At 69.0% G+C, this 22,455-nt stretch carries 20 protein-coding genes; 13 read left to right on the forward strand and 7 right to left on the reverse strand.

Annotated elements, in window-relative coordinates; translation table 11 throughout:
• Positions 1-107: 107 nt before the first annotated feature.
• From AC6I21_RS12900 to AC6I21_RS12910, 3 genes are read left to right on the forward strand one after another with little or no spacing between them, the layout of a single operon-like run.
• Positions 108-1,574 (forward strand): extracellular solute-binding protein, encoded by a 1,467-nt coding sequence (locus AC6I21_RS12900; RefSeq protein WP_138175953.1) that lies wholly within the window; start codon positions 108-110, stop codon positions 1,572-1,574.
• Positions 1,575-1,583: 9 nt separating this feature from the next.
• Positions 1,584-2,507, forward strand: a complete 924-nt coding sequence (locus AC6I21_RS12905; RefSeq protein WP_138175951.1) for a carbohydrate ABC transporter permease — start codon at positions 1,584-1,586, stop codon at positions 2,505-2,507.
• Positions 2,500-3,393, forward strand: coding sequence for a carbohydrate ABC transporter permease (locus tag AC6I21_RS12910; protein ID WP_343833666.1), 894 nt, complete (start codon positions 2,500-2,502; stop codon positions 3,391-3,393). Before AC6I21_RS12905 ends, AC6I21_RS12910 begins: the two co-directional genes overlap by 8 nt.
• Before the next feature lie 100 nt (positions 3,394-3,493).
• On the opposite strand, the gene AC6I21_RS12915 is transcribed toward AC6I21_RS12910, so the two are convergent.
• The 3 genes from AC6I21_RS12915 to AC6I21_RS12925 are packed head-to-tail and all read right to left on the reverse strand — an operon-like array spanning position 3,494 to position 4,284.
• Entirely contained in the window at positions 3,494-3,751 is a 258-nt protein-coding gene (locus tag AC6I21_RS12915; protein WP_138175949.1) for a hypothetical protein, read from the reverse strand.
• Between the two features lie 46 nt (positions 3,752-3,797).
• Positions 3,798-3,986 (reverse strand): hypothetical protein, encoded by a 189-nt coding sequence (locus AC6I21_RS12920; RefSeq protein WP_138175947.1) that lies wholly within the window; start codon positions 3,984-3,986, stop codon positions 3,798-3,800.
• 28 nt (positions 3,987-4,014) lie between these two features.
• Positions 4,015-4,284 carry a DUF7218 family protein gene (locus AC6I21_RS12925; protein ID WP_054821349.1) on the reverse strand — a complete coding sequence of 90 codons (270 nt, stop codon included), beginning with the start codon at positions 4,282-4,284 and terminating at the stop codon, positions 4,015-4,017.
• Between the two features lie 649 nt (positions 4,285-4,933).
• On the opposite strand from AC6I21_RS12925, the gene AC6I21_RS12930 reads away from it, so the two are divergent.
• Complete coding sequence (locus AC6I21_RS12930) at positions 4,934-5,839, forward strand: SDR family oxidoreductase (RefSeq protein ID WP_391495604.1); 906 nt, start codon at positions 4,934-4,936, stop codon at positions 5,837-5,839.
• A gap of 208 nt (positions 5,840-6,047) precedes the next feature.
• Here AC6I21_RS12930 and AC6I21_RS12935 read toward each other — a convergent pair whose 3' ends face one another.
• Complete coding sequence (locus AC6I21_RS12935) at positions 6,048-8,180, reverse strand: catalase (protein WP_497762550.1); 2,133 nt, start codon at positions 8,178-8,180, stop codon at positions 6,048-6,050.
• Positions 8,181-8,560: 380 nt separating this feature from the next.
• On the opposite strand from AC6I21_RS12935, the gene AC6I21_RS12940 reads away from it, so the two are divergent.
• The 3 genes from AC6I21_RS12940 (at position 8,561) to AC6I21_RS12950 (ending at position 11,150) form a co-directional block, all read left to right on the forward strand.
• Positions 8,561-9,637: a carboxylate-amine ligase gene (locus AC6I21_RS12940; protein WP_497762551.1), complete on the forward strand. Its 1,077-nt coding sequence runs from the start codon at positions 8,561-8,563 to the stop codon at positions 9,635-9,637.
• A gap of 2 nt (positions 9,638-9,639) precedes the next feature.
• Entirely contained in the window at positions 9,640-10,137 is a 498-nt protein-coding gene (locus AC6I21_RS12945; protein ID WP_421014511.1) for a hypothetical protein, read from the forward strand.
• Positions 10,138-10,205: 68 nt separating this feature from the next.
• Complete coding sequence (locus AC6I21_RS12950; RefSeq protein ID WP_497762552.1) at positions 10,206-11,150, forward strand: endonuclease/exonuclease/phosphatase family protein; 945 nt, start codon at positions 10,206-10,208, stop codon at positions 11,148-11,150.
• A 33-nt stretch (positions 11,151-11,183) separates the two neighbouring features.
• On the opposite strand, the gene AC6I21_RS12955 is transcribed toward AC6I21_RS12950, so the two are convergent.
• Positions 11,184-11,852: an alpha-ketoglutarate-dependent dioxygenase AlkB family protein gene (locus AC6I21_RS12955; RefSeq protein ID WP_421015574.1), complete on the reverse strand. Its 669-nt coding sequence runs from the start codon at positions 11,850-11,852 to the stop codon at positions 11,184-11,186.
• A gap of 71 nt (positions 11,853-11,923) precedes the next feature.
• Entirely contained in the window at positions 11,924-14,749 is a 2,826-nt protein-coding gene (locus AC6I21_RS12960) for a hypothetical protein (protein ID WP_497762553.1), read from the reverse strand.
• 213 nt (positions 14,750-14,962) lie between these two features.
• On the opposite strand from AC6I21_RS12960, the gene AC6I21_RS12965 reads away from it, so the two are divergent.
• The 6 genes from AC6I21_RS12965 (at position 14,963) to AC6I21_RS12990 (ending at position 21,779) form a co-directional block, all read left to right on the forward strand.
• Positions 14,963-15,874, forward strand: a complete 912-nt coding sequence (locus AC6I21_RS12965) for a carbohydrate kinase family protein (protein ID WP_497762554.1) — start codon at positions 14,963-14,965, stop codon at positions 15,872-15,874.
• A gap of 60 nt (positions 15,875-15,934) precedes the next feature.
• On the forward strand, positions 15,935-16,720 hold the full coding sequence (locus AC6I21_RS12970) for an IclR family transcriptional regulator (protein ID WP_497762555.1): 786 nt from the start codon (positions 15,935-15,937) through the stop codon (positions 16,718-16,720).
• 102 nt (positions 16,721-16,822) lie between these two features.
• Positions 16,823-18,496 carry a urocanate hydratase gene (gene hutU, locus AC6I21_RS12975; RefSeq protein ID WP_497762556.1) on the forward strand — a complete coding sequence of 558 codons (1,674 nt, stop codon included), beginning with the start codon at positions 16,823-16,825 and terminating at the stop codon, positions 18,494-18,496.
• 175 nt (positions 18,497-18,671) lie between these two features.
• The gene (locus AC6I21_RS12980) at positions 18,672-19,688 is read left to right on the forward strand and encodes an acyl-CoA dehydrogenase family protein (protein WP_497762557.1); all 1,017 of its coding nucleotides are present in this window, start codon (positions 18,672-18,674) and stop codon (positions 19,686-19,688) included.
• Positions 19,682-21,055: a PIG-L family deacetylase gene (locus AC6I21_RS12985; RefSeq protein ID WP_497762558.1), complete on the forward strand. Its 1,374-nt coding sequence runs from the start codon at positions 19,682-19,684 to the stop codon at positions 21,053-21,055. Before AC6I21_RS12980 ends, AC6I21_RS12985 begins: the two co-directional genes overlap by 7 nt.
• Entirely contained in the window at positions 21,048-21,779 is a 732-nt protein-coding gene (locus tag AC6I21_RS12990; RefSeq protein WP_497762559.1) for a glycosyltransferase family 2 protein, read from the forward strand. Before AC6I21_RS12985 ends, AC6I21_RS12990 begins: the two co-directional genes overlap by 8 nt.
• Positions 21,780-21,897: 118 nt before the next feature.
• On the opposite strand, the gene AC6I21_RS12995 is transcribed toward AC6I21_RS12990, so the two are convergent.
• A complete protein-coding gene (locus AC6I21_RS12995; protein WP_138175923.1) occupies positions 21,898-22,410 on the reverse strand; it encodes a Dps family protein in 513 nt (170 codons plus the stop codon).
• Positions 22,411-22,455: the final 45 nt, after the last annotated feature.

The raw sequence follows: 22,455 nt of genomic DNA on the forward strand, positions 1-22,455 counted from the left end.
TTACTCTGGGCACCGCTTCTATCGTGAGACCACGTTCAGCTCCCGCGCCGGGATCTGCCGGCGCGGTCGCTGAGCACCGGTTACTTCACGCGCACCTGGGAGTCACGATGTCACGCTCTTCTTCCCCGTCCCCGGCGTCCGGTCTTCGCCCGCCGGCGCACCCGGCCGTCCGCACCCTGGCCCTGGCGTGTGTCGCGGCCATCGCCGTGACAGGCTGCGCCCGGGGCAGCACCAATGACAAGAACAACGATCCGGGCATCGAGTTCTCCTCCGACGCCGAGCTTCAGGGCAAGCTGGATGTGATGGGCTTCAACCGGGACGCCGACGAGGTGGCCAGCACCCGCACCGACCTGGCCGAGGAGGCCATCAAGCCGGCCACGCTCAGCGCCCCGGCCGGGGAACTGGACACCCAGCAGCTGCTGTCGGCCATTGCCGCCGGCAAGGCCCCGGATTTGATCTACATCAACCGGGACGAGTTGGGTTCGATGGCCGCCCGCAAGGCGGTCATGCCGCTGGACACCTGCATTGAGGGTGAGGGCATCAACACCGATGACTTCCGCGAGTCGGCCCTGGCCCAGGTCACCTTCGACGGGAACGTCTACGGGGTGCCGGAGTTCAACCAGGTGCAGATCATCATGGCCAACGCCGAAATGCTGAACTCCGCCGGGCTGTCCGTGCAGGACATCGACGGGTCCAACCCGCAGCTGATCACCGATGCCGCCGAGAAAATGATGCAGCACAAGAACGGCAAGCTCTCGGCCATCGGCTACGACCCGAAGCTTCCAGAATTCCTTCCACTGTGGGCCATGGGCGAGGGTGCCGCCCTGGTGTCCGAGGACGGGCGGACCGCGCTGCTGAACGACCCGAAGGTGGTCAGCGCCCTGGAGTTCGGCATCGACCTCTACGAAAAGCAGGACGGTTTTGGCACCGTCAAGTCGCTGCGTGACTCCGCCGACTTCTTCGGCAAGGGCAACCAGTTCGCCACCAACGCCCTGGGCGCGATGCCCATGGAGCAGTGGTACGTCAATATCCTCAACGACGTTTCCCCTGATACCCCGATGGCGTTCACCACGATGAAGACCTCCGCCGGTGAGCCGATGAGCTTTGGCACCGGCTCGGCCTGGGCGATCCCCAGCGGGGGCGACAACCCGCAGGCCGCCTGCCGCTTTTTGAAGACCATGACCACCACCGACACCTGGCTGGCGGCGGCCAAGGCCCGCTCGGATGACCGGGTGAAGGACCAGAAGCCGTTCACGGGCCTGTTCACCGCGAACCGGACGGCGGATGAGCAGATCAAGGAGCAGTACGTGGACACCAACGACTACCTGGCCTCCCCGTGGGCCGAGGCCGTGGAGGCGTCCTACGAAGCGAACAACCACTCCTTCGCCATCCCGGCCCTGCCGGCCGACGCACAGTTCAAGCAGGCGTGGCTGGATGCGGTGAACCGGGTGCTCAGCGGCAACGCGTCGGTCACCGATTCGCTGGAAACCGCGCAGGATGAGGCCCAGCGGGCCCTGGACCAGGCGTGGAGTGAGTGGGAGGCCAATTCCCAGGCCAGCAGCTCGGAACAGTAGGGCTGCCCCATGGCAACCGCAACCACCCGGCGGGCCCGGCGGCGGCGCACCACGCTGACCGCGCTGGTGTTCATCAGCCCATGGATCCTGGGGTTTTTGATCTTCACCGCCTGGCCGATCATCTACACCGCCTACCTGTCCCTGACCGACTATGACGTGCTGACCGACCCGTCGTTTGTGGGGATGGACAACTACCGGGAGCTCTTCGAGGACCCCAAGGTGCTGCTCTCGCTGCGCAACACCATGTACTTCACGCTGCTCTCGGTGCCGCTGCACATTGGGGTGGCCCTGGCGTTGGCGCTGTTGCTGCAGCAGGTGATCCGGGGCCGCGGCTTCTTCCGCACCGTGTTCTACCTGCCGAATATGACCCCGCCGGTGGCGGTGGGCGTGCTGTTGCTGTTGCTGTTCAACGGGCACACCGGAGCGGTCAACGTCCTGCTGGAGGCCGTGGGAATCCCCGGCCCGCAGTGGACCACCGATGGACGCTGGGTGGTCCCGGGCCTGGTGCTGATGAGCCTGTGGACGCTGGGCGGATCGGTGGTGATCCTGCTGGCATCGCTGAACCAGGTGCCGCAGGACCTGTACGACGCGGCCAAGCTGGACGGGGCCGGGGCCTGGCGGCGGCTGACCCGCATCACCCTGCCGATGATTTCCGGAACCCTGTTTTTCCTGGTCATCGTCAACACGATTGCGGGGCTGCAGACCTTTACCGAGGCCTATACCGCATACTTCGGGGCGGGCAACCAGACCTACAGCAATGACGCGGCCCTGTTCTACGTCATCTACCTGTTCCGCCAGGCCTTCGAATACCTGCACATGGGTTACGCTTCGGCGCTGGCCTGGGTGCTGTTCCTGGTGATCATGGTGATTTCGATGATCCAGTACTTCGCCGGACGGAAACTGGTCTACTACGAAGGAGAAGACGGTGGCTAGCATCCGCAGCACCAGCAGCATCGCCGGCCCCCCGCGCGAGGTGGCCGGGCAGCGCACGGCCCTACGCAAGGTGCGCAAGCTGTTGTCCTGGGTGGTCCTGCTGATCGCCACGGGCCTGTTCATCTACCCGTTGATCTGGCTGCTTTCGGCCTCCTTCAAACCGCAGTCAGAGGTCTTCGACAACCGGTTGATCCCCGCGACCCCAACACTGCAGAACTACCTGGACATTTGGCAGTCGGCGCCGATGGCCCTGTGGATGGGCAACACGATCCTGGTGACCGTGCTGGCGTCTCTGGCCGTAACGTTCAGCAGTTCCCTGGTGGCCTGGGGGTTCGCGTACTACCGCTTCCCCGGCCGGGACGCGCTGTTCTTCCTGATTCTGGCCACCATGATGCTGCCCGGGGTGGTCACCCTGATTCCCACGTACCTGATCTGGGATGCCCTGGGTCAGGTGGGGACGTTGACGCCGCTGTGGGCGCAGAACCTGTTCGGTTCGGCGTTCTACATTTTCCTGATCCGGCAGTTCTTCCTGGGCCTGCCCCGGCAGGTCTTCGAGGCGGCCCGCGTGGACGGGGCCAGCGACTGGCGGCTGTACTGGAACTTCGCCTTGCCGCTGTGCAAGCCGGCGATCGTGGTGACCTTGGTCTTTGAGACGCAGGCGGCCTGGACGGACCTGATGCGGCCGCTGATCTACCTGCGCGATGAAACCACGTTCACGATCCCCCGCGGGCTGAAGGCCCTGGTGGATCAGTTTGGTTTTGCGGGCAACTGGCATTGGGAGCTGATCGTCACCGCCAGCGTCATTGCCACCATTCCCATGATCATCGTCTTCTTCATCGCCCAGCGCCACATCCTGGAGGGCGCGGCACCCGCCGGTCCCCGATAGCGGGCGGACCACAGACCAGGGGCTGCAGTTCCCTTGAACGGGATCTGCAGCCCCTGGCTGGTTTCTTCACGGTCCGGTGTGGTTCACCGGGCGTGTGCGGCTACTTGCCGTCGACGCTGGTGCCGCCGCGCGGGTGGTCCAATGCGTGACGCCCGCGGATCGCCCGGAACGCGCCGTAGATGAACATCAGCGCACCCCAGATCACGGCGATCCACAGCGGGCTGGGGTTGGTGGTGCCGGCTCCTGGTGCGAAGATCAGGAACGCGGCGAAGGCCACCGCGATGATGGCACCGGAGATCATGAGCCCCACGCCGGGGCGTTTCTTCTGCGGACGAGATACTCCACGGCTGTCTGACATTGGTTCTCCCTTGTGCAAAGTTGTGTGTAGCGGGGCCGTTGCCGGCCTATCCCGCGTCGAAGCGCTGTTCGTCTTCGTCGGCTCCCTTGCCGGCCGGCCCGGTCTGCTCATCGCCGCGCTTGCCGCGCTCGGTGCTGGCCTGCTGGTCGGTGGTTTCCTGATCGACCGGTTCGGCCAGGCGTGCCTCCTGCTCGTCGGTCTGTGGGTAGTCGTCGGAAGATTTGCGATCACTCATTGGTCCAGTCCTTTCCTTGGATGCAGCCCTACGAATTGCGCAGGGCCTCGACCAGTTCGTCCTTCTTCATCTTGGAGCGGCCATCGATGCCGATTTCGGCCGCCCGATCCCGCAGCTGCTGAACGGTCCAGTCCTCGTAGCTGCCGGACTCCCCGCCACGTTCACCCACCTTCGAGCGCCCGTCGCGGGCGGCCGCGTTGGCGATGCGGGCGGACTTCTGCTTGGAGTTGCCCTCCTTGCGAAGCTCCTCGTAGAGCTCCTCGTCCTTGATGCGGCTGTTGCCCTTGTTCTCTGGCATGGATCCTCCCCTACTCGGTTCACTCCTGCGCCGTTGACCCTGGTTCACCGTCCCGGACGTTCGGCCGTGCCCGGTGCAGGCCCCTTATTCGCATCACGCTAGACCACCTCACAGGCTGGTAACAGGGCGTGTGTGCGGCTTTGCGGGAAATCCCAGCTAACACCGAGAAGGCCACCGTCGCCGGTCATATTATCCCGCGGTGAGAACAAAAACGGGCACGCCTTAATCGAATCCGAGTATCGTCTGAGCTTTCTCCGTGAAAACCCTGCCCTGCCTGTCGACGCCGGGCAAGCCTGTAAGACTGTGGATTGAAGCAGGGGCTACGTCGCCCGAGGCGGCGCGGTCTCCTACCGTCGAATGTCGAAAGCAGGAGGAAACAATCATGTCCCATGATCAGTCCCAGAACCCTGGACATCCACAGAAGCACACCGAACCGGTGGGCACTCCCAACGACACCAGCAGCAAGGACACCACGTCCAGCGCCGAACACAACGAGCCGGTAGGCACCGCCCACACCGACCGCGACGACGACGAGGAATCGACCTCCGGCGTGCCACAGCACAACGAACCGGTCGGCACCGGGGACGGTCACAGCGGCCGCAAGCAGGCGGGGCCCGGCGCCCCGCACGAGCCGGTGGGCACCGGTGGCGTGGAAACCTCCTCCGGCGGCGGGGACGGGGACCGCGCCCAGCGCGCCGGCAAGGAGAAGATCTCCCCACCCGAACAGCGTCAGCCCGAACCGGGCCTGGACAGCGAGATGATCCCGCTGGCCGATCACGGCGAGCGCACCTACCAGGGCCGGGATCGGCTCACCGGCAAGCGCGCGCTGATCACCGGCGGTGATTCGGGCATCGGCGCGGCCGTGGCCATCGCGTTTGCCCGCGAGGGCGCCGACGTGGCGCTGGCCTACCTGCCGCAGGAGGAAAGCGACGCGCTGAGCATCGCGCAGGTGCTGGAGGAGGCCGGTGTGGAGGTGCACCACCTGCCCGGTGACCTGCGGGACCGCAGCTACCGTGATTCGCTGGTGGACGAGGCGGTCAAGGCCCTGGGCGGGCTGGACATCCTGGTGAACAACGCCGGCAAGCAGATCAGCATCGAGTCCATCGACCAGCTGAGCGATGAGCAGGTGGAGGCGACCTTTGACGTGAACATCCTGACGATGTTCACCCTCAGCCGGGCCGCCCTGAAGCACCTGGGCGAGGGTGGGTCAATCATCAACACCACCTCCATCCAGGCGTTCGAACCCTCCGCGCACCTGCTGGACTATGCGGCCACCAAGGGCGCGATCTCGAACTTCACCAAGGGCCTGGCGCAGCAGGCCGCCGAACGCGGCGTGCGTGTGAACGCGGTGGCTCCCGGACCGATCTGGACGCCGCTGCAGCCCTCCGATGGCCAGCCCATCGAGAAGCTGCCGAAGTTCGGTCACAATACCTGGCTCGGCCGTGCCGGTCAGCCAGTGGAGGTGGCTCCGGCCTACGTGTTCCTGGCCTCCGACGACGCCTCCTACGTGGTCGGGTCCACGATCCACGTCAACGGCGGACAGAACCAGCCGTAGCCGGCAGCTGGCCGCAACGGCCTGACGGCGGCACAGCCCGCCAATAATAGAGGCACCAACGCCACGGCGTTGGTGCCTCTTTTTATTTGACTCACACCCCGTTTGGCGGCGCTCGCTGCCCACGCGGGGCCGGTACGGCAAATGAACCTGGGGCCGTGGACCCCCACACGGATCCACGGCCCCAGGTCGTCTTGCGTTGTTTGGCGAACTAACCGCCGAAGCGCTGCCACACCCGATGCAGGGCCATCTGCCCGGCCAGCCAGGTCACGGCCTGCCCGGCATCTTGGTGTTCGAACCCGGGCGTGCCCGCCGGGATGGCCAGCTTCTCCAGGTCCTGCTCCAGCTCCGGGCTGGTGTAGGCCACGGCCTTGGACTGGCGGAAGGTTTCCTGTAGCAGCAGGCCCACCCGCGGGTCCAGCATCTCGGGTCCGGCGTGGTCCCCGGCCGCCCCGGCCTTGGTGTCCAGCGGAACCTTGGCGGTGGGCGCGGCACGGTGCCGGCCGACCACCAGGATGCTGTCGAACTCCACCGAGCGGGCGGTGAGGTAGCTGCGGTCCACCGGCAGGTCCTCGGCCAGCTTGCCGCCGTCGGCGGCCACCAGCAGCACCCGCAGGTTCAGGCCCATCGCCTCGTCCTTGAGCCGGCGCACCAACTCCAGGTCGGTTTCCGGGCTGACAACCAGTCCCAGCACGCGGCCATCGACCGGCCACTGCTGGCCGACCTGGGACAGCGCGGGACTCGGTGCCATGTCCTTGACCTCCTCATCCGGTTGCGGGGCCGGCAGACCCAGGGCGAGGGCGACCGAGGCGCACAGCTCCTCATCGATGTTGGCCAGGCACTGCAGCTGGCGCTTGCGCACTTCCTCGCTGCTGCACTTGCCCAGTTCGAAGGAGTACCCCTGCTGCACGTGCAGCTGTTCGGGGGTGGTGAGGCTGCGGTAGAACAGGCGGGCCTGGCTGAAGTGATCGCTGAAGCCCACCGGCTCGGCGCGTTCCTTCACCGCCTCGGTGACCGCCTCGGGGAAGTCCACCATCCGCGCCTGGGCTTCGCTGCCCGGCTCGGCCATGAACGGGCACCCGCCGTCCAGCGAGTTCGGCTTGTAGGGCGCGACCCCCTCGTGGATGTACTGCTGGTGCATCCCGTCGCGGAACGTGTCATTGATCGGCGCGTGCGGACGGTTGATCGGCAGCTGGGAGAAGTTCGGTCCGCCCAGCCGGCTGAGCTGGGTGTCAATGTAGGAAAACAGGCGCACCTGCAGCAGCGGGTCGTTGGTGACATCGATGCCGGGCACCAGGTGTCCGGGGTGGAAGGCCACCTGCTCGGTTTCGGCGAAGTAGTTCGACGGGTTCTCGTTCAGTTCCAGCAGCCCCAGCGGCTGGACGGGGGCCAGTTCCTCGGGCACGATCTTCGTCGGGTCCAGCAGGTCGATGCCCTCAAAGCTTTCCGAACCGTCATCGGGGAACACCTGGACCCCCAGCTCCCACTGCGGGTAGTGCCCGGAGCTGATCGCATCAGCCAGGTCCCGGCGATGGAAGTCCGGATCCGCCCCGGAGGTCAGCTGGGCTTCCTCCCAGGTCAACGAGTGCACCCCGAGCTTGGGCTTCCAGTGGAACTTGGCCAGGCAGCTGTTGCCTTCGGCATTGATCAGCCGGAAGGTGTGGATGCCAAAGCCCTCCATCATCCGGAAGGACCGCGGGATGCCGCGGTCACTCATCTGCCAGATGGCGTGCGCCTGGGCGGGGGTGTGCAGGGAGACGAAATCCCAGAACGTGTCGTGCGCCGACTGGGCCTGCGGGATCTCAAGGTCCGGGTGCGGTTTGGCGGCGTGCACGATGTCCGGGAACTTGATGCCGTCCTGGATGAAGAACACCGGGATGTTGTTCCCCACCAGGTCAAAGACGCCCTCCTCGGTGTAGAACTTCGTGGCGAAGCCGCGGGTGTCGCGCACGGTGTCCGAGGAGCCGCGCGAACCGACCACGGTGGAGAAGCGGGAGAACACCCGGGTGACGCGTCCGGGTTCCAGGAACCCGGCGGCGCAGATCGATTCGGCGGTGCCGTAGCTGGTGAACTGCCCGAAGGCCCCGGCGCCGCGGGCGTGGACCACGCGCTCGGGAATGCGTTCGTGGTCAAAGTGGGTGATCTTCTCGCGCAGGTGGTGATCCTGCAGCAGCACCGGGCCGCGCGGACCGGCCTTCAGCGAATGGTCGGTATCGCGAACCGGGGCGCCCTGGCTGGTGGTCATGTGCTCGGAACGCTGGCCGAAACCGGTTCCGGCATCCTCCGGCGGACCGGTGTGCTTCGCGTTGGCGGATTGATTGGGTTGATTGGCTGGCTTGTTCATGCGTGCGCTCCTACGTGAGTTGTTCGAGGCAGATGAAGGCGGTGTTCGGCGACGAACCCCCACAGCGGCCAGCGGGTGCCCGGTCAGCACCGGTCGGCGCCGGCACGGGGATTCGTGCCTGATTCCTGCCCCTCACGCTACGAGCCGCAGGCAGGGCATAAAACAAATGTCAACGGATTCATCGGAACGGTTCAGCAAATTTCCTGCCGTTTACCATCAGGCTCCGCTATGGCTTCTTGAACGCAGCATGTGAATTCACCCGGTCCCCTTTCAGCGGCGGCCTCACTGGCCTAGTGTCGCACCAGGATTACCGACAGGCACTGGCCCCCACCCGCCGTCGACGCAAGTGGCGTGCGTGGGAGAAAGGAAGGAAGGACACGTTGAACACCTTTGGTGTGGAGGAGGAGTTCTTCCTGCTCGATGGGGAAACCGGTCTGCCCGCCGTTCCGCGCGGCGAACTGCTCGGACTGGGAACGCATCGGCTTGAAGGGGAGATCCAGAAGGAATGGCTGGCTTGCCAGATCGAGTTCGCCACCGGGGTCTGCCAGAGCCCCCAGGACGGGCTGGATCAGCTGCGCACCTTTCGGCGCAAGCTGGCTTCCGCGGCGCAGGCCGAGGGGCTGATGGCGGTGGGGCTGGGCGCGGTTCCCGCGATCAGCACCGAAACCGCGACTGTCACCGACACCGATCGCTACCAGCGCATTGCCCAGCACATGCCCGGCATCGCCGCGGAGCACTACCTCAGCGGTCAGCACATCCACGTGGGCATCGAGAACCGTGAGGACGGGATCGTGGCCATGAACGCGCTGCGCCCCTGGCTTCCGCTGCTGCTGGCGATCAGCGCGAACTCCCCGTACTGGCGCGCCGCGGACACCGGTTTCGCCTCCTGGCGCACCATCCAGTACCGCCGGTGGTCGGTGCAGGGCATTCCGCCGGCCTTCAAGGACAGCCGGGACTACGACCGGCGCCTGGGCCGGGTGCTGGCCAGTGACGTGGTCCTGGACAGTGGACACGTGGGCTGGGCGATGCGCCTGTCGGAAAACCAGCCGACCGTGGAGATCCGGGTGGCCGACTCCCAGATGCGGGCCGCCGATTCGGTGCTGCTGGCGCTGCTGGTGCGCGGGCTGGTGGACCAGGCGGTGAAATATCCAAGCCGCAACCGGGAATTTGACCCGGAGTTCTTGGACATCGCGTTCTGGCAGGCGGCCAAGCACGGGTTGGACGGCCCGCTGCTGAACCCCTGGACCTCCAGCACCACCAGCACCGAGGCTTTCCTGCAGACCCTGCTCACCCACATCGAGCCGGCCCTGCGGGACAGCGGGGACTATGAGTACGTCCGTCAAGAATTGGAAGAAACAGTACGTCGCGGCAATGGGGCACGCCGCCAGCGCCAGGCCTTCGCGCAGGGTTCGCTTAGTGAACTGCTGCAGTTGGCCCGGCACGAGTTGGAGTTGTAATCATGGGGGATCCTTTTCATACCGGTGGCCTGCTCAATGGCTGTGCCGTCCTGCGCTGGATGGAGGGCGAGTCGACGGGGGCATCACGCGGACGCTTGCCCGCCGCCGAGGACCCGGCGCAGATCCAGCATCACGAGGCCGACCAATGCCCGTATCTGGAGGTGCAGCTGGACGGGTCGCTGATCCATGCCCAGGAAATCGCCAGTTATGGGCCGCGGGTCATGGTCCGCTACCCGGCGCAGGTCCTTGACGCCAATCACTTCTCCCACCTGAAGGTGGCGTGGGTGGACAGGGAGAAGACCCGGCGCATCCGCCGCGAGAACGCGTGCTGGAACAACCCGGTGGACAGCATTGACTGGCATGAGCTGGAAGATGAGTCTCTGCAGGATGAGGTGCCCGGGTATCGCTCCGCAAAACAGCAGAATCCGGAACGCCGGGTCTTGGATCACCAGCCGCCCACGGCAGATCGCCTCTCCGGCGGCCCCCTGGAAGGGGCCTGAACCGTCCACAGCATTTCGCAGGGCAAATCGATTGTTTTTGCAGGTTTCTGTGGCACTGTTGAAGTCCAATGTCCCACGTTGCATCACGCCGCCTGTCGGCATCCAGAATATTTGCGCGCCTGCTGATCATTGCCGGCTGCCTTGCCTTGACCGTGCTGCTGGTTTTCCACCAACAGGTTCCCGACGTGGCCGGGCTCGGCCTGGTCATCGACAACCTGGCCCCCTGGCTGGGGCTGGGGGTACCGGTGCTGCTGCTCCTTGCCCTGGCCGCGCGCGGGCGCGGCACTTTCCTGATGCTGCTGGTTCCGGCGGTGGCCTGGGCGCTGATCTTCGGCCCGATGGTGGTGCCGGCTCCCGCCCGCGAACCGGTGCAGGGGCTGAAGGTGGCGACCCAGAACGTGCATGAACGGCAGGTGGATTCGGCGGCCCGTTCCCTGGCGCAGGCCGGGGCGGAGGTCATCGCCCTGCAGGAGCTGGGTGCCGGGCAGGACGCCGAGGTGAGCCGCACCCTGGCCTCCAGCCACCCGTACCATTTCTCGGTCAGCACCGTGGGGGTCTGGTCCAAGTACCCGATCAGCCGGGCCGAGCCCCTGGATTTGGGCCTGGACTGGGATCGGGCGCTGCGCCTGGATGTGGAAACCGCGGCCGGGCCGGTGCGCCTGTACACGGTGCATGCCGCCTCCGCCCGGCCCACCGGGCACGGTGACCGGGACATGATGCTGGGCAACCTGGCCGGGTATGTGCAGCAGGATCCCTCCCCGCGCATTGTGGCCGCCGGGGACTTCAACGCGACCAGCACCGACCGGCACTTCGCGCCGGTCAGCGGGCAGCTGGAGCTGGTGCGCTACAGCCGCTGGGGGCTGGCGCTGACCTGGCCGCGCCAGCCGTTCCCGGTGCTGGGCATCGACCACGTGCTGGTGCGCGGGGTGGAGCCGGCCGGCCTGGAACGCGTGGAGGCCGGGGATTCTGACCACCTGGGGCTGGTTTCCACCCTGGATGTGTCCGCCCCCTAGCGCCCGGGTCCGTTGGCGGCGCGGCGGGCGCGCCTAGCGCAGCCCGGTTTGGCGCAGCGTGATGTTGATCCGTCCGCTGCTGATCCCGCACCCGGCCGGGGCGGTGTTCGGGTGGATCTTGGTCACCGCGTGGTAGGCGAAGCGGGCCGGGCCCTGGAAGACGAACAGGTCCCCGGAGGCCAGGCGCAGATCCTGGTACGGCTGGTTGCGGTGCTCGTTGTTGCCCAGCCGGAAGGTGGCGCTGTCCCCGATGGACAGGGACACCACCGGCGCGTTGACCGCTTCCTCCCGGTCCTGGTGCATGCCCATGGTCGCGTTCACGTCGTAGTAGTTCACGATGGCCGCATCCGGGTGGTAGTCCCGTGCCTGCCGCGGATCCCCGGTGGCCGCCTGCACCGCGCTGCGGCCCAGATCCACCAGCCACTGCGGCATCGGTGCCACCGGTGCCCCGTTGACGTCGTCGGCGGTGCGCGAATAGCGGTTCGGGCTCCAGTGCCAGCCCAGGCAGACGGTCTGCACGCTCATCGGGTGCCCGGCAACCACCGTTGAGTGCGGCGGCACCGGGCCCTGGCCCCATTCGAAGAAGCGCTGGGTGATCCACTGCTGCGCGGCCGGCCTTAGCCACCCGGGCAGGTGGTGTGCCCCGGGCCGGGGACTGTGCGGGTGCCGCGGCAGGGCACTGTCGTCAAAGAGCGCGTCCATGCCTCCACCCTGCCCGCTGCCACCCCGCCCGGGCAAGCCGCGGCCCCGGGCCGGCGGCCTGCTGCCCGGGGCTACTGCCCCAGCTGTTCGGCCAGGCGCCGTTCGGTGGCGGCCCGCGCGTTTTGGCCCAGCGCGTCCAGCGAATCGGCCAGCCGGTGACGCAGGGTCTGCTCGGCACCGGGTTCACCGATCTCGCGTTCCAGGCTTTGTTCGAAGAGCATCACCGCCTCCTGGTGGCGCTCATCCAGGGCCAGGTAGCTGGCTGCGGCCCCGATCGCCTGGGCGGCCGAGGATTCCTGCCCCAGGTCCTCGAAGTGGTTGGCGGCCTGCAGCATCAGGCTCACCGCCTGGGCGAAGTCCTGCTCCCCGCCGGCGTACTGCGCGTGGCGCACCAGGATCTGGGCGAGCAGCGCCTCCTGCCGGTGTTCGGTGGCCAGCTCGGCGGCCTGGCGGTAGCTTTGCTCGGCGGCGCCGGTGCCGGCGGCCTCCTGCACCGCGGCCTGCAGCATCAGCACGTTCAGCAGCACGGCGATCCCGTGTTCCTCGCTCAGCGACTGGGCCAGGGCGACCAGCCGGGTGCTCAGCTGCTCGGCCTGCTCGTGCTCCCCGAACATCAGGTGCGCGTTGGCCAGCTGCTCCCCGGCCTGCAGTTCGCGCAGCCCCTCACCGGTGGCGGCGAAGATCGCCAGCGCCTGCCGCCAGTGCCCGGCCGCCTCCGGCAGCTGCTCGCTCATCGCGTAGCCCTGGGCCAGCAGGTCGTGCACCTCCCCCAGTTCCCGCTCGCCGAGCACCTGGTGCCCGTTTTCCAGGGCCTGCTGCAGGTAGTCGATCGCCTCATAGGGTTCCTCGGCCTGCACGTGCAGCTGGGCCAGGCGGAAGAGGAACGCGAAGCGCTGCGGGTCCTCGGCCCGGGTGGCCTGCCCCAGCCCCAGGCGCAACCGCTCCCGGGCGGCCTCCGGCTCCCCCAGCTCCAGCAGCAGTTCGGCGCTGAAGTCCGCGGCGCTGATCGCCCGCTGCCGATCCGTGTAGCCCAGGAAGACCTCCAGGGCGGCGTCGGTGTACTCCAGCGCCAGTTGGGCCTGGCCGTCACCGGAGGCCAGCTGCCCCATGAAGTTGCGCACCTGGGCCAGCGAGTTCGCGGTGGGGTTGTATTTGCGCCAGGCGCGGATCAGCGGCTCCAGTTCCTGCGGTTCGGCCTCCGCCGAGGCCAGGATGATGCGGATGGAGTACAGGTTGTGCAGCAGCGCGTCGCGCACGTCATCGGCCGGCATCCGCGCGATCAGCTCCAGCGCCGCCCGGTGCGTGGTCCCGGCCAGGGTGGCGGCCTGCTCGAAATCGTCGTGGCGCATCAGCGCGTGGGCCAGCCAGGTGCCGGTGTACACCCTGACCAGCCGGTCCGGGCTGCCGGCGGCGTGCAGCCGGGCCAGGGCGCGCAGCTGTTCGGTGGACCCGTCCACATGCAGTTCCAGTCCCTCGCCCTCCAGCAGCTGGGCCAGGGCCCGGTGCCCGGCCGCGCCCAGGGCCCGGCAGTAGGCGCCCAGGTGTTCGCGGGCGCTGACCTCGTTGCCCGAACCCAGTTTCAGGACCATCAGCAGCTGGTGCAGCCCGGCGGCCACATCGGCCGGCGGGTGCTGCCCCAGGCCCTGCTGCGCGTCGGCCGCGGCCCGCACGGTGTCCCCGGCGGCCGTGTATTCCCGGGCCCGGCCCAGCCATCCGGCGGCGTTGGATGGGGCGGGCACCGGGGTGGGGGACAGCGAGCTGTCCGACTCCCAGTCCAGGTCCCAGCCGGCGGCTGCCAGCGCGGTGATCTTATCCACCTGTTCGCTCATCACGGTGTTGGCGTTGCGTTCATCGAAGCGTCCGGCCAGTTCGCGGGCCGCCGCCCAGGCCAGCGGGGCCAGCACGTCGGCCGGCAGCACGGTGGCGTGCCGGCCCAGGAATTCGTCCAGCTCCGCAAGGTTGCTGCCGCTGATCGGCAGCCCGCCCAGCTGCTGCTCCCCCAGTTTCTGGCAGGTCAGCCCGAGCGCGCACAGGAAGAGCAGGTGTTCACGCTGGGCCATCGGATCCCGGGCCAGCAGCGGCAGGTGGCGTTCGACCAGCTGCACCGCCCGGGTGAGGTTGCCGGTGGCGGCCAGGTAGATGATGTGGCTGGCGGCCAGGCCCAGGTTTTGCGGTTCGCGCCGCGCGGCCTGGTAGCTGCGGATGTGCAGGGCCTTGGTCTGCGCCCCGCGCCCGGCCCGCAGCAGCGCCAGCAGGCAGGCGCCGATCGCGTGCTCCGGTTCCTGCCCGCAGCTCTCTCCCCCGGCCAGCAGCTCGTCCAGCTCGGCCAGGGCCAGCACCTGGGATCCGGTGGCCAGGTGGTAGCTGATGATGCTGGAGCGCAGGCAGGCCTCGCAGTGCGAGTACGCGTCCGGGGTGGTTTCCTCCAGTGCGGCCAGTTCCCCGGCGGCCTGCTCCAGCCAGCCGTTGGCCAGCGCCATCTCAAATCCGGCGGTGTGCACCGCGCTCAGCCCGGCCCCGGCCTGGCGGTAGTGCCCGGCCATTTCCACCAGCAGCTGGCGCAGTTCGGCGGCCGGGATCTGCGGGTCGGAGCTGAGCAGCGCCGGCATCCACTTGTACTGCCACAACAGGTCCGCCCCGTCCCCGGGATCGGCCGGGAAGCGCTGCGGGCTGGACGCGAAGCGGTCCAGGCACCAGCGGAAGTTGCCCAGCAGCCCGGTGCTGTCCCCGGCCATGGCGCACGCGTCGGCCAGCAGCAGCCGCACCCGGTATTCCAGGTCCTCCTGCCCGCTCTGCTCGGCCATGGCCAGCGCCTCCTCGAGCAGTTCGCTGCGCTGCTCACCGTAGTGCAGGGATACGCACAGCGTGAGCAGTTCCTCGATCCGTTCCTCGGACATCTTCCCGCTCCCTTCGGTGCCCTCATCGGCCGGTGGACCGGCCCTCAGCATGGTTGTGCCGCCCGTGTTGCGCTCGTGACCCTCCCTTGGCCCGTGGTGGCGCCGCAGGGTCTGCACTGCCCGCGGGCCTCGAGCGCCACGGTACCACTGTGTGATGCCGGGCACTACAGCGCCCGGGTATCGCGGACATAGATTGCAACATAGGATCGAGGCATGGCGCGTATTTCTGTGATTGGCGAATCCTTGGTCGACGTGGTGGGACGCAGGGCCTACCCGGGCGGCTCCCCGCTGAACGTGGCCGTGGGCCTGGCCCGGCTGGGCCACCAGGTCAGCTTCCACACCGAGTTCGGGCTCGATGAGCACGGGGCCCTGATCGCCGGGCACCTGCGCGCGGCCGGGGTCACGCTGGCCGACGGCACCCAGCGCCTGGTCGCCACGAACCAGGCCCAGGTCAAGCTCGACGCCCAGGGCCGGGCCAGCTACCGCTTCAACATCAACTGGAACCTGCCCGATGACGTCGTGCCCCCGCGCACCGACCTGCTGCACGCCGGGTCGATCGCCGCCTGGCTGGAGCCCGGGGCCAGCAAGGTGCGCGAGGCGTTCGCCCAGTCCCCGGCGCACCAGCTGCGCAGCTACGACCCGAACATCCGCCCGGAGCTGGCGCACGACGCCGCGGCCGTGCGCGAGGCGGTCGGGTTCATGATGGGCCGCAGCCACGTGGTCAAGCTCAGCGAATCCGATGCCTCCTGGCTCTACCCGCAGCTGGGGCCGGCCGCCGTGCTGGAGCGGGTGCTGGAGCTGGGTCCGCGCCTGGTGGTGCTCACCCGCGGGGCCCTGGGCTGCCAGGCCCGCACCGCCACCGACAGCTTCGCCCTGCCGGCCCCGGTCACCGAGGTGGTGGACACGGTGGGCGCCGGGGCGGCGTTCATGTCCGGGCTGCTCGATGCGATCCTCACCTCGGACCTGCCCGCCTCCCTGACCGGTGGGCCCGCGGGTCCCGCGGCCCCGCCGGTGCGCGCCGCGCTGCAGGCCGGGCTGGCCAGTGCCGCGCTGACCGTCGCCCGCTCCGGGGCGAATCCGCCCACCGGTGAGCAGCTGCACCGCGCGCTGCAGCGGGGAAACTAGCGGTGCGCGCACCGGCTGCCCCGGCCCGCCGGGCCAGGGGCACGATGCCCGGAGGTGGGCGTGGCCAGTAAGGTTCCGGCGGCGGATAATACGCTGCGGGTGCTCAAGCTGCTGGCCAGCCGCAAGTCCCCCACCCCGGCCGCGATGATCTGCACGCTGCTGCAGCTGCCGCGCTCCACGGTCTACCAGCTGCTGGGGGTGCTGATCGAGCAGGGGTTCGCCACCCACTACCCGGAGGAACAGGCCTATGGCCTGGGCCTGTCCGCCTTTGAGCTCTCCAGCGCCTACACCCGCCAGGAGCCGCTGGCGCGCCTGGGCGCCCCGCTGGTGGCGCAGCTGGTGGACAAGGTGGGCCAAAGCGCGCACCTGGCGGTGCTGCACGGGGCCGATGTGCTGTACATCGTGGAGGAACGCGCCAAGGGCCGGCCCTCGCTGGTCACCGATGTGGGGGTGCGCCTGCCCTCGCACCTGACCGCCTCGGGCCGGGCGATCCTGGCCCAGCTGCCCAAATCCCAGGTGCGCGCGCTCTACCCGCGCCCGGCCAGCTTCATCAGCCGCAGCCCCAACAGCACCACCATCACTGACTACGCCTCGCTGCGCCGTGAACTGCAGTTCACGGCGCAGCGAGGGTACGCGGTGGAGCAGGGGGACGTGACCGAGGAGTTCCACTCCCTGGCGGTGGCGATCCTGGACAGCACCGGCTGGCCGGCCGCCGCCCTGGCGGTCACGTTCCTGGGCGCGCGGGTGGACCAGGCCCAGCGCGCCGGGATCCTGGAGGACCTGAAGCACACGGCGGACCAGTTCACCGCCCGGCTGCACGGGCGGCGGGCCACCACCCGGCGCTAGAGTCCGGGATCCCGGACAACAGCGGCCGGTGAGCGGTGTCACTGCCGGCGCGGATGGCCAATGATGGAGGCAACAGCACATCCGCCGCGCAAAGGAGCCTAGATGTCCACCACGTCCCACTCACCGCACACCATCCGCGCCCCGCGCGGCACCACCCTAAGCGCCAAGTCCTGGGCCACCGAGGCGCCGCTGCGCATGCTGATGAACAACCTGGACCCGGAGGTCGCCGAACGCCCCGAGGACCTGGTGGTCTACGGCGGCACCGGCAAGGCCGCACGCAACTGGGCCGCCTACGAGGCGATCATCCAAACCCTCAAGGACCTGGAGGAGGATGAGACGCTGCTGGTGCAGTCCGGCAAGCCGGTGGGCGTGCTGCGCACCAACCGGTGGGCGCCGCGGGTGCTGATCGCCAACTCCAACCTCGTCGGGGACTGGGCGAACTGGGAGCACTTCCGCAAGCTGGAGGCCGAGGGGCTGATGATGTACGGCCAGATGACCGCCGGGTCCTGGATCTACATCGGCACCCAGGGCATCCTGCAGGGCACCTTTGAAACCTTCGCCGCCATCGGACGCAAGCGCTTTGACGGCACCCTGGCCGGCACGCTGACCCTGACCGCAGGGTGCGGCGGGATGGGTGGGGCCCAGCCGCTGGCGGTGACCCTGAACGGCGGGGCGGTGCTGATCGTGGACGTGGACGAAGCCCGGCTGCGCCGCCGCGCCGCCAAGCGCTACCTCGATGAGGTGGAACTGGACCTGGACACCGCGGTGGACAAGGTGATGGCCGCCAAACACGAACGCCGGGCGCTGTCGGTGGGTTATGTGGGCAACGCCGCCGAGGTGTTCGGGCAGCTGCTCGAACGCCAGCAGCGTGGTGAGCTGCAGGTGGACATCGTCACCGACCAGACCAGCGCGCACGACCCGCTCAGCTACCTGCCGGTGGAGCACACCCTGGAGGCCTGGCACGCCGAGGCGCAGGCCGACCCGGTCGGGTTCACCAAGAAGGCCCAGGCCTCCATGGCCCGCCACGTCGCGGCGATGGTCGGCTTCCAGGACGCCGGGGCCGAGGTGTTCGACTACGGCAACTGCATCCGCGACGAGGCCCGCAAGGGCGGCTATGAGCGGGCCTTCGCGTTCCCCGGCTTCGTGCCGGCCTACATCCGCCCGCTGTTCTGCGAGGGGCTGGGCCCGTTCCGCTGGGTGGCGCTGTCCGGGGACCCGAAGGACATCGAGGTCACCGACCGGGCGCTGAAGGAGCTGTTCCCCGAGAACGGGCACCTGCACCGCTGGCTGGACGCGGCCGCCGAGCACGTTGAATTCGAGGGCCTGCCGGCGCGCATCTGCTGGCTGGGCTACGGCGAGCGCCACCGGGCGGGGCTGCTGTTCAACCAGCTGGTGGCCGAGGGCAAGGTCTCCGCGCCGATCGTGATCGGGCGCGACCACCTGGACTCGGGTTCGGTGGCCTCCCCCTACCGGGAGACCGAGGCGATGGCCGACGGTTCGGACGCGGTCGCGGACTGGCCGCTGCTGAACGCGCTGAGCGCCGCCAGTTCCGGGGCCACCTGGGTTTCGATCCACCACGGCGGCGGGGTGGGGATGGGCCGCTCGATCCACGCCGGGCAGGTTTCGGTGGCCGATGGCACCGAGCTGGCCGCCGCGAAGCTGACGGCGCTGCTGACCAACGACCCGGCCATGGGCGTGATCCGCCACGTGGATGCCGGGTACGACCGGGCCCGGCAGGTCGCCGCCGAACGCGGGGTGCGCATCCCCATGGCCTAACCGCCCAGCCCAGCAAATCCCCGGTCCACCGGCCCGCCAGCGGCCGGTTGACTCGGGGGTTTGCTGAATCCTCCATGGGAGCGCTGGAGTGCCGGGCACCTGATGTTGCACACTGGTGCCACGTTGCAGGACGCGAACATGAGGTGATCAGGTGCTCCCAGAGGGCGTGCAGACCGTGGTTTTGAACCCCGCCGCACCGGCGGATCCGTTGGACTGGGAGCCGGCCGGGCAACTGCTCACCGCGGCCGAACACTGCCAGGGCCACCCCGAACCGCTGCTGCGGGTGCTCAGTGCGCACCCCGGCATCCCGCCGGTGCCCGGCACCGGAAACACGGCCGGGCTGTGGCAATGGCTGGCCACCATCGCCGCCATTGACCTGGCCGCCGCCCGCACCATCGAACCCCACCTGGACGCGGCCGCCATCCTGCGCCAGGCCGGGCACGAGTGGGCTGCGGGCAGCACCTGGGGCGTCTACGCGGCCGAGGCACCCCACCAGCTGCTCACCGCCGAACAGGACGGCGAGGGCACCTGGCAACTGAACGGCACCAAGCCCTGGTGCTCCCTGGCCGGGAACCTGAGCCGGGCCATCGTCAGCGCCCACACCGCGCAGGGCCGGCGGATCTTTGCCGTGCAGCTAAGCGATGCGGGCGTCGAGGTGCAGCAGGGCACCTGGCACAGCCGCGGGCTGGCCCACATCCCCAGCGGCAGCGTGCACTTCACCGCCGTACCGGCCCAGCCCATCGGCGCCGCCGGGTGGTACCTGGACCGTCCGGGCTTCGCCGTCGGCGCGGTCGGGGTGGCCGCCTGCTGGTTTGGCGGGGCGGTGGGCCTGTACCGGACGCTGTTCGCCTCCGCCCAGCGCCGCGAACCGGACCAGCTGGCCCTGTCCTGGCTCGGCGAGGGGCACCGGCTGCTGCACGGTGCCGGGCTGGCGCTCGCCAACGCGGCCGGGCGCGCCGATGCCCAACGGCTGGACTGGGCGGACGCCCTGACCGTGCGCGGCCACGTCGCCGCCGTCTGCCAGCGGCTGCTGGCCATGGTCCCCGAGGCCACCGGCCCCGGCCCCCTGGTCGGGGATGACGCGCACGCCCGCCGGGTCGCGGACCTGGGCATCTACCTGCGCCAGCACCATGGGGCCCGGGATGACGCGGCCCTGGGCGGCAAAGTGCTGCAGGCCGGTGGGCCATGGTGAGCTTCGACCACCGGGATGCCGGAACCCCCGCCAGCTCCTGGCGGGCGGCCGGCCGGCAGCGGCTGGGGGAACTGGAAGAGCAGGCCCTGCCCGGCGCCGGCGGCACCCTGGTGGTGCTGGCCGCTCACCCGGATGATGAGACCCTGGGCGCCGGCGGGTTGATCCAGCAGTGCCTGGCCCGCGGCGCCGCGGTGCACGTGCTGGTGTGCAGCGCCGGAGAAGCCTCCCACCCTGGCTCCCCCACCCACCGCCCCGAACAGCTGGCCGCCATCCGCCGCCGGGAAATCGCCGACGCCCTGCGCCAGCTGGACGCCACGGCCACCGCGCACGGCACCCTGACCTGGGACGTGTTGGGGCTGCCCGATGGCCAGCTGGCCGGGCACATCAAGGCCATCACCGACGCCCTGGGGCTGGCGCTGGCCGGCCCCGCCACGGTGCTGGCCTCCACCTACCGCGGCGACGGGCACATCGACCATGAGACCCTGGGCCGCCTGGCCGCCGAGACCGCCAGCCGCCACGGGCTGGCGCTGCTGGAGTTCCCGCTCTGGTACTGGCACTGGGCCGAACCCGACCAGGACTCCCGGTGGCGCCACTGGCGCCGCCTACAGCTGAGCGAAGCGCAGCAGCAGGCCAAGGCCGCGGCCATGGCCGCCCACCGCTCCCAGGTGGCCCCGCTGTCCGACCAGCCCGGGGACGAGGTGCTGCTCAGCGCCGCGTTCAGCGCCCACTTCGGCAACGGGACCGAGGTCCTGCGCTACACCCCCGCCAACACGCACTCGGGCAGCGACGCCCCACAGGTCTTCGAACAGCTCTACCAGCAGCGCGAAGACCCATGGGACTACCGCACCAGCGGCTATGAACGGCGCAAGCGCCAGGTGCTGCTGGCCAGCCTGACCCGGGACAGCTACCGCCAGGCCCTGGAAATCGGGTGCTCCATCGGGGAGCTGTCCGCCGCGCTCGCCGAACGCAGTCAACGGTTCCTGGGCCTGGATGCCAGCGCCACCGCGGTCACCACGGCCCGGGGCCGGCTGGCCCACCTGCCCCACGCCCAGGTGCGTGAGGCGACCGTGCCGCAGCAGTGGCCGACGGAGCAGGACGGCTGGGACCTGGTGGTCATCAGCGAAACCGGCTACTTCCTGGCCGCCGATGAACTGGCCGAACTGCTCACCCGCTGTGACCGGCAGATGGCGCCCGACGGGGAACTGGTGCTCTGCCACTGGCTGCACCCGATCCAGGGCTGGACGCTGGACGGGGAAACGGTGCACGCCATGGCCCGGGAACTGCAAGGCTGGCATCCGGTGGTCGAACACCGCGAACTGGACTTCCTGCTGGAGATCTACCGGCGGAAGGGTGGAGCCGATGAATGAGCCGCTGCGGGCACTGGCCATCGTGATCCCGGTGCACAACGAAGAAGAACACCTACCCGCCTGCCTGGCCCACCTGGCGGCCGCCATGGACCGCTTCACCCGGTGCGCGCCGCAGGTGGAACTGCATGCGGTGCTCGTGCTGGACCGCTGCACCGACCTCTCCGGTCAGCTGGTGCGGGACCGGGCGCGCGCCGATGCCCGCTTCCATGCGCTGCCCGGGAACTTTGGCAGCGTCGGGGCCAGCCGCGCGGCCGGGGTCCAACGGGCCCTGGAACTTAGCGGCGCCTCCCCGGCGGCTACCTGGGTGGCGTGCAGCGACGCCGACAGCCGGGTGCCGGTCAATTGGCTGACGGTGCTGCTGCTGGCCGCGGCCCGGGGCGCGGACGTGGTGCTGGGCACCGTGCAGCCCGATGAGAAGGAATTGGAACCCCACCGGTACCGGCAGTGGCGGCAGCACTACCGGCCCGAACCCGGTCACGGGCATGTGCACGGGGCAAACCTGGCGTTCAACGCCGCCCACTACCTGCGCGCCGGCGGGTTTGAACCGGTCACGGCGCATGAGGATGTGGGCCTGGTGCGCCGGCTGCGGGCGGGCGGTGCCCGGCTGCAGGCCACTGCCCAGATCCCGGTGGTCACCTCCGGCCGGCTGACCGGTCGCCTGCAGGGCGGGTTCGCGGACTATCTGGCGGGCCTGGAATCACGCGCGCTGCTGCTGGGGCGCTAAGGCCCCGCGGCCGGCCCTGGTGCGGGTGACAACTTGCGCACACGGCAAGCGGCACGCCCCACAAGGGGACGTGCCGCGAAAAACTGGCCGCCGGCCAGAACCGGAAAACCGGTCCGGGTTATGGCTTGCGGTTTTCGGCGCTGATGAACCAGGCCTGCTGTTCCAGCTGCGCAATGTAGTCATGCAGGATGTCAGCCGAGGTTGGGTCGGCCTCATCAACTGCGTCATGCACCCGGCGCATGACACCCACCGTGGTCTGCACGGCGTCGACCATCAGGTCCACGGCCTTGGTGGTCAGGATCTCGCCGTTCGTGGGCTGCTCCAGCTCGGTGTACTTCGACACGGTGCCCACCAGCCCATCCGGGGTGGCGTGCATGGCGCGCATGCGCTCGGCGATTTCATCCGAACCCTTGCGGGCGATGTCCACGACCTCGTCCAGGTTCAGGTGCAGGTCGCGGAAGTTCGGGCCCACAATGTTCCAGTGCGCCTGCTTGCCCACAAGCTGCAAGTCGATCAGGTTCACCAGGACCGACTGCAGGGCATCACGCAGCTCCTCGGTGGCGACGAAACCGTTCTCGGCGTTTTCCCGCTTGGTCTTCCCTGCTGGTGTCTTCTTTACGGAATCAGACAAGGTTTGCTCCCCCTTCAGGTGGTCACTTCAACTTGCTTTCCAACA

The sequence above is a fragment of the Glutamicibacter sp. St.4D3 genome (genome assembly GCF_059728615.1).